Origin of the sequence: Kitasatospora sp. NPDC008050 (assembly GCF_042957465.1) — a bacterium.
In the GTDB taxonomy this organism is placed as follows: domain Bacteria; phylum Actinomycetota; class Actinomycetes; order Streptomycetales; family Streptomycetaceae; genus Kitasatospora.
In genome coordinates, this window is the sequence record NZ_JBIBIJ010000003.1 from 35,849 (window position 1) to 50,622 (window position 14,774).

Genomic DNA, 14,774 nt, shown 5'->3' on the forward strand with positions numbered 1-14,774 from the left:
TGTGCCAACTTCTCGTGTTTGACTGGCGTGGGAGACAGCTATGGCCGCACGAGGTCGGTGACACTGGGCGCCATTCGCCAGTGCGCAGCCCACCCCTGTGGAGTGCCGTGATGCCTGACAGTCCGTCTCCAGTGAAGGACCTGCCCAGGGACGACGAGTCCATCGTGCAGTTGGCCCGGCACCGGGTCATCTACGAGATCGCATTGGTCTTCTACGGTGTGCTGACAGCGTTGGCGCTGACCGAGCCGCTGATGGGGATTGCCAAAAGCATCTCCAGCAGGCCGGAGGGCACCGGACTCCCCGACTGGACGATGCGCCTGCTGGTGCTGACCGTACTGATCCAGGCGGCGATCTGGCTTCACCATCTGGCAGTCGTGGTCGAGCTGCACGACACCCGCCATGGCAAGAAACGGTATGGCACGGCCATCCTCGTGTACTGGAGCGGTGTTGTGATGGTCGTCATCCTGATGGTCATGGGGGCAGCGGTCGGCCGCGGCGCGACCGCCTTCCTCACGGCCTCGATCGCTTACATGGTCTGGAGCCTACTGCTCTCCGTGGTGGTCCTCCCGCTGCAGGATGGCAGCCTGTGGACGTGGCCGTGGAGCTTGCTGAAGGAGCTCAACACTGACCGGAAGAGGTGGAAGGAACAAGGCCCCACCAGGCCGACAGCCGCCCGGACCAGGGACCTGGTCGCCATCTACAGCGTCCAGGAGTCTGCCCTCGGTCTGGTCTTCCTGTCGCTCCTTGCGTTCTGGGCCAGGCAGGCGCACGGTCCGGGCTGGCATTTCGCCTTCGCCCTCACCTGGCTGCTGATCGTGCTCGGCTCGGTCGTCTACCACTACTGGTCGGAGCCCTGGTTCTACGGCCTCTGAGCACGCAAGTACTCGTCGAGCGGGATGACACGCACACACGGGGTGTACCGCAGGGACTCCAGCATCCCGGTGTACTCCGGGTCCTTCGTGAAGTCCCTGCTGCCCTCGGTGACGGTGAAGTACTCGTCCAGGAAGTCGGCCAACACTTCGGAGGAGAAGGACTGCTCGCGCCCGAACCGGCAGCAGACCGAAGGATCCAGGTGGAAGGCGATCAGAAGCAGGGGCACGCGCTGCTGGTCCGGTGCCAGTCGAGGTTGCAGGAAGCGCGCCTGCAGGACGCTGCCCTGCCATTGGCTGAACAGCCGCAGCCGGCGCTCGGGGTCACCGTGCTCGGCAGCCGCCGCGACCAGGTCGAGCGGTTCCACCTCGCCCACCGCGAGTAGCGGATTCCGCTCGCGCAGCCAGCCCGGCACCACCTCACGTAGTTGTGAGCCAATACCTGAACCCTGGAGATCGGGCCGAACGGCGATGTAGGACAGCAGGAGTACCCGGCTGCGTTCGTACCACTCCGCCGCCACGCCGCCGACCACCTCGCGGTCGCGACGCAGAGCCAGGGTGACCGAGGTCTGTACCGGCGCCGATGCGCCGAGTGCCTCCTTCACGTCCTCCCAGGGCATGAGCTCGTCCGGGGGGAAGCACCGGCTCAGTACGTTGTCGTAGAAGTCCCGGGCCAGGCCCATGTCAGGGCGCTTGACGAGATCCCATAGCGTGATCTCGGGCCCGCGCTTGCTTCGGGTGTCGGCCATCGGGGAACTCCTCACTCCTGCTGCGTCAACATCACGTACCCAAACCATCCACCGCTACGGAGCCAATGAGGCTCCCTGGACGGCTGGTTGAGACGTGAGACAGCTCACTCAACCGCCGGGGAGCCTCATCTGCTGGTCGCGTTACGGACGGATCCCAGCGAGCTGCTTGCTCGCGGACGTGACCGCCTTGTGGTGCTGGCGCCCGGCGCCGCGTTCTGCGCATGCCTCCTGCTGGAGGAGGACGGCGATCTGGTCGACGTCGTCGTTGACGTCGAAGAATCCCTGGATGCTCGGTGCCGCCGCGCCGTTGACGCCGATGAAGAAGGTGTAGAGGTGGCCGTCGTCCGCCTGCAGGTAGCCCGCGTACGTCTGCGCGTTGATGGCGATCTGCTGGTTGAGCAGGTCGCCGCCGATGATGGTGCCGGGCTTGGCGAAGACCTTGCCCTTGGCCGGGCAGTCGGTGGTGCAGTAGAGAGCACCCGTGCCGGACACCCCGAGGATCGGCAGTGAGGTGCGGAACGCGTCCGCGTCGGGGGTGCGCAGCCAGTACGCGAGCAGCTGGTTGAGCCCGGTGGGCGTGACGCGGTCGACGGGAACGTCACCGCGTCCGTCCGCCATCTGGAACTGGGTCGGGTCGACGTTCGCCGTCTGGGTGAGGAAGTCGTGGATGACCGGGAAGCCGTCGAAGCAGTTCGTGCTGCCGCGGTTCACGGCCATGTTGCACAGGGCCAGGTTGGCGCCGAGGTTGTGGCTGACATTCAGGATCAGCTTGGCGTAGTCGCGGTACGGCGGTGAGACGAAGGCGGCCACCTGGGGATCGCCGGTGTACGAGGCGGGCAGCGTGTTCGCCGGGTTGGGCCCGGTCGGTGGGGCGGTGACGGTGACTCCGGCGCGGCCCAGGGCCTCGATCAGGGCCGTGCGCCCGAAGGCGTTGGGGTCCTGGATCTGGGAGTTCTTCAGGGTGGGCTGGGCGTCGGCGGCGATCGTGCCGGAGAGCGTGATCGCCGTGCCGTCGGGGGACGTGGAGACCTGGATGTCGGTGGTGCCACCGGCCGCCACCGTCTGGACGTTGGAGGTGACCTGGTACGGCGCGACCTGCGGGCGCCAGCTCAGCTGGGCGGGCTGCCCGGGGGAGGTCGGCGTGCTCAGCAGGTCGATGACGTTGTCGTTGATGATGAGGGGCGTCGGCTGGGGGCTGATCGGCGGGGGCGTGAACAGCCGCGGGTCGATGACGACATCGCCGTCGACCGTGGTGATGCCCGAGTCGTGGACCTGATGGGCGATCTGGTCCAGGCCGGCGAGCGGGTCCTCGGGCGTGAGGGTGGCGCCCGGGACGTCGTCGGCATAGGTGTGGTCGATGGGGGTGAAGTCGACCGACCCGTCCGGCTTCGTGCGGCCGCCCATGGTGAGGTCGCCCTGGGCGACGAGCGCCAGGTTCCCGGTGAGGGTCGATCCATCGAGGTGGCCGACAGCGTTCACCGGCGTGGTGAAGCGGTGGTCCGGGCCGAGGGCGTGCCAGGCACTGGAGATGGTGATCAGCTTGATGGTCGAACCTGGCATGAAGAACTGGTCGGGGTACGAGGAGTGGAGGACCCGCCCGCTCGCGGGGTCGATCTCCAGCACACTCCACTGCGCGTGCTCGTACGCGGGCTTGTTCATGATCGCCGTGATGTCGGGCCCGAGGTCGCCGTTCGGGTTCTCCGCAGGTGCGGCGGCAGCTGTACCCGCCACGACCGCGAGCGTGACGCCGACGGTGGCCCAGGCCCGAACCCGACCACGGATCCTTGATCTCATTCGCCCAGCCGTTTCTGGAGTCGGAAGCCCCGTTTCGCGGGGCGCTCACGGCGGATAGTAAGTGGACGGACTCCGGGGGCGGGGCTGCTGTGCGGTGTGCTGACGGCGTGGGGTGTGAAAATCCTTCGGTTGGTCGAGCAGACGAAGGCGGAGTCCCCCGCCTCCAGGCAGGAGAATGGTCGTCGCCTCGTACCCCTGCTGCGTGAACAGGCGCCGGGCTGACGAAACGACGCACCAGTCTGGCACTCACAGGAGACTTGGCAGTCACTGCCAGCCAGGCGCACGCTGCCATACAGCGAGACCGGGCGCCCGGACGGCGCTCCGCCCCTCAGCTCCTTCCCGCCCATCGCGACGGGGCCGACGCCGGCTCGCTGACCGACATCGCCAGGACCGTGGACCAGGCGCGCGAACACCTGGGCTCACTCGACCTGCTCCACCTCAACGCAGGCATCTCACGGCCCGGCCCGATCGAGTCCACCGACGAGGCTGCCTTCGACGCCCTGTTCAACATCAACGTCAAGGGCAACTTCTTCACACCGCAAAAGGCGCTCCCCCTGCTCAACGAAGGCGCGGCCGTGGTGTTCACCGTCGGCGCGGGCGAGGGACTCGGCGCCGCCATGACCGCTTCCAAGGGAGCGCTGCTGCCCCTCGTGCGCTCGCTGGCCCTCGAACTCGCCCCGCGCCGCATCCGGGTCAACGCGGTGAGCCCCGGCCTGATCAACACCCCCGCGTACAGCAAGATGGGCATCACCCCGGACACGATCGCCTCCTGGGGCGAGGGCGTTCCCCTCGGCCGCGTCGGAGCCCCTGCCGACATTGCCGAAGCTGTCGCCTTCCTCGCCTCCGACGCCGCCGGCTACATCACGGGCGACAATCTGATCGTCTCCGGCGGCATCGGCGTCCATACCCGCCCCGTGTAGGTGATGGCAGCGGCCGCAGGCCGAGCAGCGCCCCGTGAGCACTGAAAGCCTTTGCGCGTGCTGCCGTCCGGATGATGAGGTGGCACGGTGACCAACCGCGATGAGGCGCAGGCCGTCCGACCGTTGACGCTGGCTTGGGTGCGCCGGCATCTGGAGGTCGGCGAACGGATCGTCAGAACCGAGGCGCTGCACGGCGGCATCACTGCCGAGATGCGGAGGCTGACCATCGGCACGCGGGACGGGGGCACCCGTGACCTGGTGTTGCGGAGCTACGTCGACCCGTTCTACGTGGAGCGCGCCGAGTCCTTGCTGAGCGGGGAGGTCGGCGCCCTGACCCTGCTGGCAGGGACCGACGTACCGGCTCCTGGACTGGTCGCGGTTGATCCGACCGCCACGCACTGCGAGTATCCGTCGCTCCTGATGACGCATCTGGCGGGCCGGACGGTCCTCGATGACGAGGGACTGGAGACGCGCGTCCCTCTGCTGGCCCGTCAGCTCGTGGCGATCCATGCGTTGCGACCCGCCGAACGGCCCCGGGAGTATGTGGCGTTGACGACCGCCGACACCGTCGTGGTTCCGAAGGGTGCCGACGCGGCGGCATGGGCCGCGGCGATCGACGTGATCCGCGAGCCCGCGCCGCCCTATGAAGGGCGCTTCCTGCACCGGGACTTCCAGCCCGGCAACGTGCTGTTCGACGTGCTGCCCTCAAAGCCGGGAGGTGCGCGGCTCTCCGGCGTCGTCGACTGGGCGGCTGCCTCCTGGGGCCCGGCGGATCTCGATGTGGCTCACTGCTCCACCAATCTCGCGTTGCTGCACGGCCCGGCGTGGGGCCTGCGGTTCGCCGAGGCGTACGAGGAGGCCGGCGGGGTGCCGGCCGCGACCGCGAGCGAGCGGCTGTACTGGCGGGTGCGGAGCGGGCTGGCGTTCTCGGAAGAAGTGCAGCCGGTGGCGCGGCAATGGCGGGAGGCAGGGCGGGCAGAGCTGACGACGCGAGCCGTGGAGGAGCGGCTGGATGCCTATGTCACCGCGCTGATGGACGCACTGGGCTGAGCCGAGGCGGTGCCGTGCGCGGCCCGGTCTCAGTCGGCGGCGGCGCCCGGGTCGTCGAGTTCGTGCAGCCCCGCCGGGTCCTCCTCGGTCAGCACCGTCCCGGCCGCGGTGACGAAACGCTGGGCGTGGCCCCGGTGGACGCACAGGAGTTGGTCGCGGGTGCCGGTCCGGTTGCGGTGCACGGCCAGTGCCGGACCGTACTTGCTGTTGTGCCCCGACATCTCGGTGTCCGTGCTCCACGCCGCGCCGTCGAAGGCTGACCACCACAGCTGCTGGCCGGCGGGGTCGCGGTGGACGCACATCAGCTTGCCGTCGAAGACGGCGAGGCCGATGTTGCTCCGGGTACGGTGTCCGGACAGCGCGCCCTCGAAGGTCCAGGTGGTGTCGCGCAGCCGGCTCCAGTGGATTGCCCCGTCCTTGGGGTTGCCGTGCAGAAGGTGCAGGGCACCGTCGTACACGGCGAGCGCCGGGGACCTCGTGGTGGCGCAGCCGGGGACGGGTTCGGGGGCTGTCCAACTGCGGCCGTCCCGGCTGGTGGTGACCATGATCCGCTGGGCGGCGTCGGCGTAGGCGAGGTGCAGCGCGTCGCGGAAGACGGCCAGCGCCGGGCCGTAGACGCTCTCGGCGTTCGGGACCGGCCGGTCCGGCCCCCAGGTACTACCGTCGTACGAGGTCAGCGCGATGCTCCAGTCGCCCGAGCCGCGGCGGTGCGCGCAGTAGAGCCGGTCCTGGAACACGGCCAGGGCCGGGCTGCCCAGGGTGTGGTGGGCGGGGAACGGCTGGTCCTCGGACCGGCTGCCGTCCGCGCGGTGCGCGGTCCACCACAGGGCGGGGTCATCGCCCCGGCCCTGGTAGACGCAGTACAGGTCATCGCGGAAGACGGCCAGGGCGGGGGTTTCGGAGGCGTAGCGGGCGGTGAACGGCGCCTCCGGTCCCCAGCCCGCGCCCGCTTCGAACACGCTGAACCACAGGCCCGCCTCGCGTGGCGGCGCGTCGAGGGCCGTGGGGGCGAGGAGGGTGGGCGCGGCCCACGGCGAGAGCAGTTCGCACCCAGCGCCCCGGGCGGTCGCCCGGATCTGTTCGGCGCGTGCGGCAAGCTCCGTGCCGACGGCCTCGGCCATGGCTTCGGGCAGGTATCCGGCGAGCACCTCGGACACCAGGCTGCGGAAGCCGCTGACGGGCCCGGTGCCGTCGCAGGGGGCGAGGCGGTCGGCGGCCCGCTGGTCGAGGCGCAGGGCGAAGCCCCATCCCAGCAGGCGGACCGAGACGGGAGTCCCCGCCGCGGCGAGCTCCTCGCCCGCCCGTTCCGCGCGCTCCACGGCTTTGGCTGACGGGGTGTCGGTGCCGAACTCCGGTGCCGTGCTGCTCTCCCGCCCGGGGGCGGCGCCTTCGATCGCCATGCTCTCTTCCTGCCTGCAGGGCCGCCGGGCGCGGCCGCCACGATGGCGAGCAGCTGGGCGGCAACGGTCCGGCGTCGGCCGGGGTAGGGGCGCGCGGGTCCTCGTATCGGTGACGGCGGGGCGGGTGTCCGGGCGTGTCGTGGCGGGGGCGCCGGTGCCGGCCTCAGGGAAGGCCGGCCGGAGCGGGTGGCGGGAGCGGTCGCGCGTCGGGCGGCAGCGGGAGGATCCGGTCGCCCACCCGGATCGTCCCGCCGCGGACCACCTCGGCCCGCAGCCCGCCGCGGTGCAGCAGGCCGCGGATCAGGCCGGGGCGGACCAGCTGTTCGAGGCGGGCGCAGGGTTCGCTGAGTTTGAGGCCGCGCAGGGTCACCGCGCCGATCTGGAACTCCTGGTCCACCAGCGGGTTGAGCCGGATGTCGCGGCAGACGAGGTTGCGACGGCATTCGGCGGAGGTGAGCGTGATGCCGTGTTCGCGAGCCAGGGCATCGAGGGCCTCGGCCTCGATGAGGGTCACGTCGCAGACCCCGGAGGCCCGGCCGGCCCCCCGGCGCCGGGGCCGGGGGCCCTCACCCGCCCAGTAGTTGCGGTCCCCCGCCAGGCCGCGGCCGGTCACCGCGCTGGCCTGCGCGACGCGGACGGTCGGCTCACCGGTGCGCGCGGCGAGGTGCAGGGAGGTGACCCGGCCGGGTCCGGGCGGCGGCGGAGCCTGCGCCATGGGCTGCTCACCCCTTCAGGAAGTGGTCCGTGAGGGAACGCAGGGTACGGAACTGGTCCACGTCGATCTGGCCGAGCTGCAATTCCCGGCCGATCAGGTCCTCCAGCAGCAGGATGAACTCCATGAAGCCGAGCGAGTCGATCAGCCGGTTCTCGATCAGGTCGAGGTCCTCCGGGATCTCCTCGACGGTGGGGTTGCGTTCGAGCAGCCAGTCCACGACCGGTTTGATGGCGTCGTCCATGGTCACCTCTCCGGGATCCGGTGCAGCTCTTCGGTCGTGCTCGTGCGCGCGGCCCCGGTGGCCTTCGGGGGGCTTGCGCCGGTCCGCCGTGCGTTCTCGTACTCCTGGCGGACCCGGGCGACGGTCGCGGCGGCCGAGTGCGGGGCGGTGACGCGGGTGCAGGAGCGGCCGCAGTACATGGCCATCTCCTCGATGCGGCCGGTGGTGCCGTCCCCCGGAGCCGCCGCACTGTAGCGCGGTACCGGGTAGTCCCGCCCGTCCACCCGGGTGGTGGCGATGAAGGTGGCCGGGGCGCGGTCCTCGGTGTTGGTGAGGGAGTTGCGCAGGACGCGGTGCCGGCGGTGCGGCCAGCCGATGTCGAAGAGGGAGGTGATGAGGGTGTCGTCCGCCCCGGCCCTGACCACCCGCCGTTTGAACTCCGGGTGCGCGGTGGATTCTGCGGCCGGAACGAACAGGGTTCCGGCCATGGCCCCGTCCGCGCCGCGCGCCACGGCGTCCGCGAGGTCCCTCCCCGTCGCGATCCCGCCCGCGACGGCCAGGACGGCGTGCGGGTGGCGGGACCGGACGCCGGCCAGCAGGGCGTCCACGGGCAGCCCGCCGAGCAGGTGGCCGCCGGCTTCGGTGCCCTGCAGGACCAGGACGGCCGCACCCAGTGCGAGGGCGGTGTCGGCGTCCTCGAAGGTGCCGACCTGGACGACCAGCGGGTGTCCGGCGCCCCGCACGGCCCGGGCCGCGTCGGCGTCGGGCAGCCCGAAGGAGGTGACGAAGCCGCCCCGGGGCAGTTCGGGCAGCACGGCGCGGAGTTGGCTCAGGCAGGCGGCCGGGCCGCTGACCTCGGGAACCACGTTCACCCCGAACGGGCGGGAGGTGGCGGCCGCCACCTCCCGGACCAGCCGGGCGGCCCGCGCGGGCGGTTCCTTGTACAGCGCGAGGGTGCCGCCCGCTCCGGCCCGGGACACCTCGGCGCACAGCGCGGGCCCGGCTATGGCGCCCATCCCGGCTTGCAGCAACGGCAGTTCGAGTCCCAGCCGAGCCGCCAGCCGGGTCACGAGCCCTCCCCCGCCTGCCGTACCGCGCGGTGCGCGGCGGCCAGGTCCCCCTCGAAGCGGTCGCCGAGGGCGTGCACCCAGCGCTCCAGGCCGAAGGCGACGCAGCCGGTGAAGGCCGGGCGGCCCGCGTGGCGGATGGCGCGGCGTTCGCCGAAGAAGTTGCGGTGGTTGTTGGTGGAGGCGACGGCGGTGCCGTCGGTGTGCAGGTACTCGTCCTTGACCGGGGCGAGCAGTTGCATGGCGGTGCGGGCGCCGTCCTTCTCGAAGAAGGGGTCGGTGGCGGGCTGCCGGTCCAGGGTGAGGCCGAGGGCCGCGCCGAAGGCGGCGATCCGCTCCTGGTGCCGGCCGAGGTGGGCCCGTACGGCTTCGGCGGAGCCGACGCACACGATCTCCCGCATGGTGAACCCCCAGAGCCTGCGCAGCCCGTCGTGGTGGTCCTCGTTACGGAAGCACTGCGCGACGGTGGTGATCAGGACGGGGGTGTCGGCACTGGTGCCGGTGAGGTGCAGGATGCAGCCGTAGCAGGCCGCGGAGGGCAGCAGGTGGGTGGCGTCGGCCAGGTCGGCCGTGGGCAGTGCGGTGGCTGCGGACGGGTCCGCGGCGAGGGCGCTCAGCCGGTCGGGGCGGATCCGGGTGACCGGGCTGCCCAGGTGCGGGAAGTTGCGGAAGTAGTCGAGGGTGCGCAGGTCCTCGGCCCTCAGCAGCGACGGGTAGCTCTGCTGCCGGGCGCCGGCCTCGGCGCCCCAGCGGGTGAACACCGCGTCGAGTGCGTCCTTCAGCAGGACGGCGGGTTCGTCGAGGGTGGCCAGTCCGTCCCGGACCCACCAGGTGGTCCCGGTGGTCCCGTTGGTCCCGGTGACCGTGGGGTCAGGCAGGGGCATCGAACACCCCGATCCGGTGGAGGAAGTCGGTGGTCTTGTGCAGCACCTTGGCATGGGCGGCCTGCCGCGCGGGGTGGGCGAGCAGCCGCCGGCGCAACGCGAAGCCGTCCGTGAGGCCCGCGTCCCGGTAGACGGCCGGGTTGTAGAAGGACTCCATGCTGGTGGTGAGGTAGCGGCCGAGGTAGCGGCGCAGTTCGAGCCGGGCCGCCTCGTCCAGGTCGCTGTCGAGGAGTCGCTGCCACAGCAGTTGCACCAGGCGGCCGCCGAAGGCGATGTGGCGGGACTCGTCCTGGTGGTGCAGCCGGTTGATGTGCCGGACGGTCGGGTGCAGGCGGCGGTCGGCGGCCAGCTGGACGTTGTAGTGGTCCACGATCTGCTCGAAGATCAGGATCCGGGCGAAGACCAGGAAGTTCTCGACGGCCGGGTCGCGCGGAGCCTCGGGCAGCTTGACCGACTTGTCGGGGTAGATCTTGTCGGCGTACTTGAGGCAGAAGGTGGCGAAGAACCACATGTGGTCGTTCTCCTCACCGATGAAGTGGTGGAAGAACTCGGAGGGGAGCTCGAAGCCGGGCGTGTGGACGCGCCGGGTGACCTCGATGAGCAGTTCGCGGATGCCGTGCACGTTGAGGCTGTAGAAGTTGACGCTCTCCCACCGGCTCAGGGCCCGGAGCTGGGCCGGGCTCAGTTCGTCGATCAGCTCGGTGCCGTGGACGGAGAGCAGTTCGGGGGACATCCAGAGCCCGTCGGTGGGGATCGCGGGCGGCCAGTCGAAGGTGGTGAACGGGTTGTAGTAGTCCGCGGTGGCCTTGTCGGAGAGCCGGTCGAGCAGGGCCCGGAACTCGGCATCGTCCGCTGTCGCGGGGCCGGCCGCTGTCGTGGTGCCGGCCGGTCCGGTGGGCGGGGTGTTCTGGGGGCGCACGGTCGTCACTCCTTCCAGCGGACGGCCGCCAGCAGGGCCCGGTGGAGTTCGGGGGTGGATGCTGCCACGCAGGACTGCTGGTTGTCGATGGTCAGATCGGTCAGGACCGTGCCGCCGAGCGGCTGTCCGTAGCCGTCGGTGATGACCGCCCCGGCCCGCTCGGCGAGGAAGACGGCCGCGGCGATGTCGTACGGGAACAGGTGCAGGACCCGGCCGTTGCCGACGCGTTCGAACTCGGGCAGCAGTGCCGGGTCGTCGCGCAGCAGCCGGTTGCCGATGTCCACGTAGGCGTCGAGCTGGCCGGTGAGCAGCCGGGAGATGGACCAGGTGGCGCTGTTGAAGACGAAGACCCCGCCGGTGTTGGCCGAGCGGTCGATGAGGTGGCCGTAGGCCTCGGTCATCAGGCGGGCCGGGTGGCCGTTGAACTCCAGCGACCAGAACATCCGTGCGGGGTCGGTGGTGCCGGTCAGCGCCGGGACGGGGTGGTCGTAGCCGTGCGCGGTGATGCCGGGCGTCGTCAGGTCCCCGTAGAGGTAAGCGCCCGTGCGCAGTTCCATCAGCAGCGCGTGCTCGACGTCGGCGATGCGCGGGCGGTGCGACAGGCGGGCGACGGCGACCGAGACGGTGGCCGACTCCAGGCCGGCGACGGCGGGCCGGGTGCCGTCGATCGGGTCGACGACCAGCAGGTGGGCCGGGTCCGTGCCGTGGTACTTCAGGCCCCGGTCCTCGGAGTAGACGGCGACGGGCAGGTCGTGGCCCACGATGTACTGCCAGACGGCCGCCTCCGCGACCTCGTCGAGGCCGAACTGGGCGTCGCCGCCCGGCGAATGGCCCCGGACCAGGCGGCTGCCGGCCCGGTGCTGGGCGGCCAGAACGGCCTCGCGGACGGCACTGGCGAGGCCGGTCACGTACTGCCGTACGGCCGCGGCCCCCGGGGGGCTGCCGTGCTCGGGGCCGGTCATGCGGCGGCCTCGGCGGCGAAGAGGGCATCGAGCCGGTCGCAGAGCAGATCGGCCTCCGTGCGGGTCAGGATCAGCGGCGGGCGGATCTTGATCACGTTGCCCCGGCCGTAGCGGGAGGTACGAAGGATCAGGCCGTGGTCCATGCCGCGCCGGGCGAGGGCCTGGGCCCGTTCGCTGTGCGGGAGGCCCCGGTCGTCACCGATCTCGATCCCGATCATCAGGCCCAGGCCGCGCACGTCCACGACGGCGGGGTGCCGGGCGGCCAGCGCGCGCAGCCGCTCCATGATGTGGGCGCCGACCTCTCGGACGTTCTCCAGGAAGCCGGGGCGGCCGATCACTTCGAGGGTGGTGGCCGCGGCGGCGGCGGCGAGGACGTTGCCGCCGTAGGTGAAGGAATGGTGGTCGGCGCTGAGTCCGGCCATCCGCTCGTCGGCGACGATGGCCGCGATCTGGGCGCCGGAGCCGCCGAGGCCCTTGGCGGTCGTCAGGATGTCGGGCCGGACCCCGTAGTGCTCTGCGGCGAACATCCGGCCGACCCGGCCGATGCCGGTCTGGATCTCGTCGAAGACGAGGACGATGCCCCGTTCGTCGCACAGGGCGCGCAGCGCGGACAAGTAGCCGTCGGGGGGCACGATGTTGCCGCCGCTGCCGGAGACCGGTTCGACGACCACGCAGGCGACGCTGCCGGAACTGGCGTGGTCGAGGAAGTCGTTGATCCGTTCGACGCACAACATGCCACAGCTGTCGGGTCCCGCCTGGCGGTAGAAGCAGCGCAGGCAGTAGGGGTCGGGGACCTGGAGGACGCCGGGCATCAGGTGCGGGAAGGGTGCCTTGCGAAACGACTCGCCCGACATGGTGGTCGTCATCATGGTCTGGCCGTGGTGGCTGCGGAACAGGGTGATGACGTCGCGGCGGCCGGTGGCGATCTGCGCCATCTTGACCGCGCCCTCGTTGGCGGTGGAGCCGCCCGACACCTTGAGGTGCACCTTGGTCAGGTTCGGCGGGGTGACCTCGACCAGCCGCCGGACCAGCTCGTTGACGGGGGCGGTCTGGAAGGTCGAGGTGGTGTGCACCAGCCGTTCCACCTGGTCGCGCATGGCCTTGACCACTTCGGGGTGCCCGTAGCCGAGGCTCAGGTTGAAGGTGCCGGACGCGCAGTCGAGGTACTCGTTGCCGTCGGTGTCGTAGAGGTAAATGCCCTCGCCGTGGTCCATCTCGTACGCGCTGACCGGGTAGTACAGGTGGTTCTGGGCGTAGTTCAGGGCATCACTGCGAATGTCGCTCCGGGCACCGCTTCGCGCGTCGCTCCGGGCATCGCTCTTCGTATCGGGCTGGTCGCGCATGAGGTCGGCCATGTATCTCCTGTCGACTTCCGTCCCGCGGACACGACGGACGGCGGATACCGATATCTCCGGGCAGCGTGATAAAGGGCTCCCCGGGATTACAGGCGGCGGGAGTTCACACGTCCAGAACGAAGGTGAACTCGGCGTCCCAGCCCTCGGCAGTCTCCCGCACATCCATCAGACATTCCGGCCGGAAATACTTGTCGAGGTGGTTTCGGCGTTCGCCGGGGAAATACAGCATCGTGGTCAGTACGGATCCGCCGGGCGGCTGCACCTTCACGTGCACGTGCCGCGTCCGCCCCGGGTACACGGCGGGCAGCACCGTCTCCAGCCGCCACTGCCCCTCGGCGTCCGCGAACTGGTGGCCGCGCAGCCGAAAACCGTCGTCGTCGTAGACCCCGGCGTCCCCAACCTGCCAGAAGTCGAGCAGGGTGCCTGCTATCGGCCTGCCCTCGCGGGTGCGCACAGCGCCGTGCAGCAGCATCGGCACGCCGCCTTCCGCATCGCCCCGGAAGCTGGTCCTGAAGGGGGTGTCGGGTTTGTAGTACGGCCCTTCACGCAGGGCGGGCGTGGGCGGCGTCCCGTTGCAGCGAACGGTCGGCGTGAGCGTCGTCAGGACATTCTGCGGACTTCCGTTCTCCACGGCGGAATCCTCCCTCGGTAAGGATCTTTCGCTTCGGCCCAGGCAGACTAACCGGTTTTCTCGATGTTGAGAAGAAGGCCATGTGTCACCTCTCCGCCATTCACTCGACACTTATGGCCAGAGTTCCGTGATCCGGACGGACAGCAGTTGTCTCCTGGGAATTGAGCGGCGCACGGGCCGGATGGGACGAGGACGAGGGACGACCGGTGGCGTGCGCTCGTCCGGTCGCGGTCAGTACCGGTAGTTGGTGGACCGGCGCAGCACGGTGCGGGCGCGGGCGAAGTAGGCCGGGTCCGGCGGCGCGGTGAGGATGTCCGCGAGCGCGAAGAGGTCCAGCGTCCGGCTGAGCCGCAGCCAGTCCCCGGGCAGCCGGCCGTTCCCGCCCCGGAAACCATCGACGAAGCCCGCGGCGAAGGCGGGCGGGTACTCGTGGGCGAAGCGCAGCATGTTCCCGACGTCGAAGAGCGGGGAGCCGCTGAACGCCAGCTCCCAGTCGAGCACCGCGGCCACCGCCCACTGCCCGGCACGTCGTTGGACCAGGACGTTCTTCGGGTTGAAGTCGCCGTGCACCAGGCTCCGTTCACCCGCCACGGCGGCCAGTGCCCGGGGCCCTGCGCGGGCCAGGGCGCGCAGTACGGCGCAGTCCGTCCCGCTCAGCGGTCCGGCCGAGGCCGCCTCGACCAGACAGCACTCGACGAAACCGGGCAGGTCGTCCAGCGGGGCCGCACCGTCCGGGGCCGGTACCAGCGAAGAGTCGCCGAAGATCCCCGGGCGGGGCAGCTCGACCCGGCCGATCCGCGCCAGCACCGCACCGACGGCCCGGCCCAGGGCCCGCGCCTCGCCGCTCACCGGGCCGTCCGCGAGCACCTGGCTGAGCGGGGTCCCGTCCACGAACCGGTAGAGCAGGGTGGGGCGGCCGGTGGCCCGGCCGTGCGGATCGGCTGCGACCACCGCGGTCACCGGGACGGTACGGGCCGCCGCCCGGCCGAGGACGGCGATCTCCACCGCACAGGTGTTGCGCGGGACCCTGCTGCCGCTGGGCCGGTAGCGGCGCAGCACGTAGCGCTCGGCGCCCGGCGCGTCGGGGGGCTGGGCGGTGAGCAGGGCCATGTCGTTGGTGAACCCGCCGGGCAGCGGGTCCATCTCGTGCAGCAGGGCGCCGGGCAGGGCGTGCCGGGTCAGCCAGGCGTGGGTGGCCGGGTCCAGGAGGCCCACCGGCTCGGGGCGCGTCACACTGGC

General features: G+C 70.9%; 15 protein-coding genes. 3 read left to right on the forward strand and 12 right to left on the reverse strand.

Going from position 1 to position 14,774, the window contains the following annotated elements:
* Positions 1 to 131 precede the first annotated feature (131 nt).
* Entirely contained in the window at positions 132 to 872 is a 741-nt protein-coding gene (locus ACFZB9_RS07035) for a hypothetical protein (RefSeq protein WP_391444398.1), read from the forward strand.
* Here the strand turns inward: ACFZB9_RS07035 and ACFZB9_RS07040 are convergent.
* Complete coding sequence (locus tag ACFZB9_RS07040; RefSeq protein WP_391444400.1) at positions 860 to 1,618, reverse strand: GNAT family N-acetyltransferase; 759 nt, start codon at positions 1,616 to 1,618, stop codon at positions 860 to 862. The two genes, ACFZB9_RS07035 and ACFZB9_RS07040, sit on opposite strands and share 13 nt — an antisense overlap.
* A 141-nt stretch (positions 1,619 to 1,759) precedes the next feature.
* Entirely contained in the window at positions 1,760 to 3,349 is a 1,590-nt protein-coding gene (gene dacB, locus ACFZB9_RS07045; RefSeq protein ID WP_391444402.1) for a D-alanyl-D-alanine carboxypeptidase/D-alanyl-D-alanine-endopeptidase, read from the reverse strand.
* Between the two features lie 320 nt (positions 3,350 to 3,669).
* On the opposite strand from dacB, the gene ACFZB9_RS07050 reads away from it, so the two are divergent.
* Together ACFZB9_RS07050 and ACFZB9_RS07055 are read left to right on the forward strand one after the other, a co-directional pair.
* Positions 3,670 to 4,332 carry an SDR family oxidoreductase gene (locus ACFZB9_RS07050; protein WP_391444404.1) on the forward strand — a complete coding sequence of 221 codons (663 nt, stop codon included), beginning with the start codon at positions 3,670 to 3,672 and terminating at the stop codon, positions 4,330 to 4,332.
* Between the two features lie 87 nt (positions 4,333 to 4,419).
* Positions 4,420 to 5,382: a phosphotransferase family protein gene (locus ACFZB9_RS07055; RefSeq protein ID WP_391444405.1), complete on the forward strand. Its 963-nt coding sequence runs from the start codon at positions 4,420 to 4,422 to the stop codon at positions 5,380 to 5,382.
* 29 nt (positions 5,383 to 5,411) lie between these two features.
* Here ACFZB9_RS07055 and ACFZB9_RS07060 read toward each other — a convergent pair whose 3' ends face one another.
* The 10 genes from ACFZB9_RS07060 to ACFZB9_RS07105 all read right to left on the reverse strand — a co-directional run bounded on the left by ACFZB9_RS07060 (position 5,412) and on the right by ACFZB9_RS07105 (position 14,768).
* Positions 5,412 to 6,782, reverse strand: a complete 1,371-nt coding sequence (locus ACFZB9_RS07060) for a hypothetical protein (protein WP_391444407.1) — start codon at positions 6,780 to 6,782, stop codon at positions 5,412 to 5,414.
* A 163-nt stretch (positions 6,783 to 6,945) separates the two neighbouring features.
* On the reverse strand, positions 6,946 to 7,497 hold the full coding sequence (locus tag ACFZB9_RS07065; RefSeq protein ID WP_391444409.1) for an MOSC domain-containing protein: 552 nt from the start codon (positions 7,495 to 7,497) through the stop codon (positions 6,946 to 6,948).
* A 7-nt stretch (positions 7,498 to 7,504) separates the two neighbouring features.
* Positions 7,505 to 7,738 carry an acyl carrier protein gene (locus tag ACFZB9_RS07070; RefSeq protein WP_391444410.1) on the reverse strand — a complete coding sequence of 78 codons (234 nt, stop codon included), beginning with the start codon at positions 7,736 to 7,738 and terminating at the stop codon, positions 7,505 to 7,507.
* Between the two features lie 2 nt (positions 7,739 to 7,740).
* Complete coding sequence (locus ACFZB9_RS07075; protein ID WP_391444412.1) at positions 7,741 to 8,787, reverse strand: NAD(P)H-dependent flavin oxidoreductase; 1,047 nt, start codon at positions 8,785 to 8,787, stop codon at positions 7,741 to 7,743.
* Positions 8,784 to 9,668 (reverse strand): hypothetical protein, encoded by an 885-nt coding sequence (locus ACFZB9_RS07080; protein WP_391444414.1) that lies wholly within the window; start codon positions 9,666 to 9,668, stop codon positions 8,784 to 8,786. The genes ACFZB9_RS07075 and ACFZB9_RS07080 overlap by 4 nt, the downstream gene beginning before the upstream one ends.
* Complete coding sequence (locus ACFZB9_RS07085; protein ID WP_391444416.1) at positions 9,655 to 10,587, reverse strand: diiron oxygenase; 933 nt, start codon at positions 10,585 to 10,587, stop codon at positions 9,655 to 9,657. The genes ACFZB9_RS07080 and ACFZB9_RS07085 overlap by 14 nt, the downstream gene beginning before the upstream one ends.
* A 5-nt stretch (positions 10,588 to 10,592) precedes the next feature.
* Complete coding sequence (locus tag ACFZB9_RS07090; protein WP_391444417.1) at positions 10,593 to 11,549, reverse strand: inositol monophosphatase family protein; 957 nt, start codon at positions 11,547 to 11,549, stop codon at positions 10,593 to 10,595.
* Positions 11,546 to 12,904: an aspartate aminotransferase family protein gene (locus ACFZB9_RS07095; protein ID WP_391444418.1), complete on the reverse strand. Its 1,359-nt coding sequence runs from the start codon at positions 12,902 to 12,904 to the stop codon at positions 11,546 to 11,548. The genes ACFZB9_RS07090 and ACFZB9_RS07095 overlap by 4 nt, the downstream gene beginning before the upstream one ends.
* Positions 12,905 to 13,007: 103 nt before the next feature.
* On the reverse strand, positions 13,008 to 13,535 hold the full coding sequence (locus ACFZB9_RS07100) for a hypothetical protein (RefSeq protein ID WP_391444419.1): 528 nt from the start codon (positions 13,533 to 13,535) through the stop codon (positions 13,008 to 13,010).
* Between the two features lie 231 nt (positions 13,536 to 13,766).
* Entirely contained in the window at positions 13,767 to 14,768 is a 1,002-nt protein-coding gene (locus ACFZB9_RS07105; RefSeq protein ID WP_391444420.1) for a phosphotransferase family protein, read from the reverse strand.
* Positions 14,769 to 14,774 lie beyond the last annotated feature (6 nt).

What these genes read in the sequence shown, in the direction of transcription:
- ACFZB9_RS07040 (WP_391444400.1), bottom strand. Translation starts at nt 1,618, where the DNA reads ATGGCCGACACCCGAAGCAAGCGCGGGCCCGAGATCACGCTATGGGAT.
- ACFZB9_RS07060 (WP_391444407.1), bottom strand. Translation starts at nt 6,782, where the DNA reads ATGGCGATCGAAGGCGCCGCCCCCGGGCGGGAGAGCAGCACGGCACCG.
- ACFZB9_RS07065 (WP_391444409.1), bottom strand. Translation starts at nt 7,497, where the DNA reads ATGGCGCAGGCTCCGCCGCCGCCCGGACCCGGCCGGGTCACCTCCCTG.
- ACFZB9_RS07070 (WP_391444410.1), bottom strand. Translation starts at nt 7,738, where the DNA reads ATGGACGACGCCATCAAACCGGTCGTGGACTGGCTGCTCGAACGCAAC.
- ACFZB9_RS07080 (WP_391444414.1), bottom strand. Translation starts at nt 9,668, where the DNA reads ATGCCCCTGCCTGACCCCACGGTCACCGGGACCAACGGGACCACCGGG.
- ACFZB9_RS07090 (WP_391444417.1), bottom strand. Translation starts at nt 11,549, where the DNA reads ATGACCGGCCCCGAGCACGGCAGCCCCCCGGGGGCCGCGGCCGTACGG.
- ACFZB9_RS07095 (WP_391444418.1), bottom strand. Translation starts at nt 12,904, where the DNA reads ATGGCCGACCTCATGCGCGACCAGCCCGATACGAAGAGCGATGCCCGG.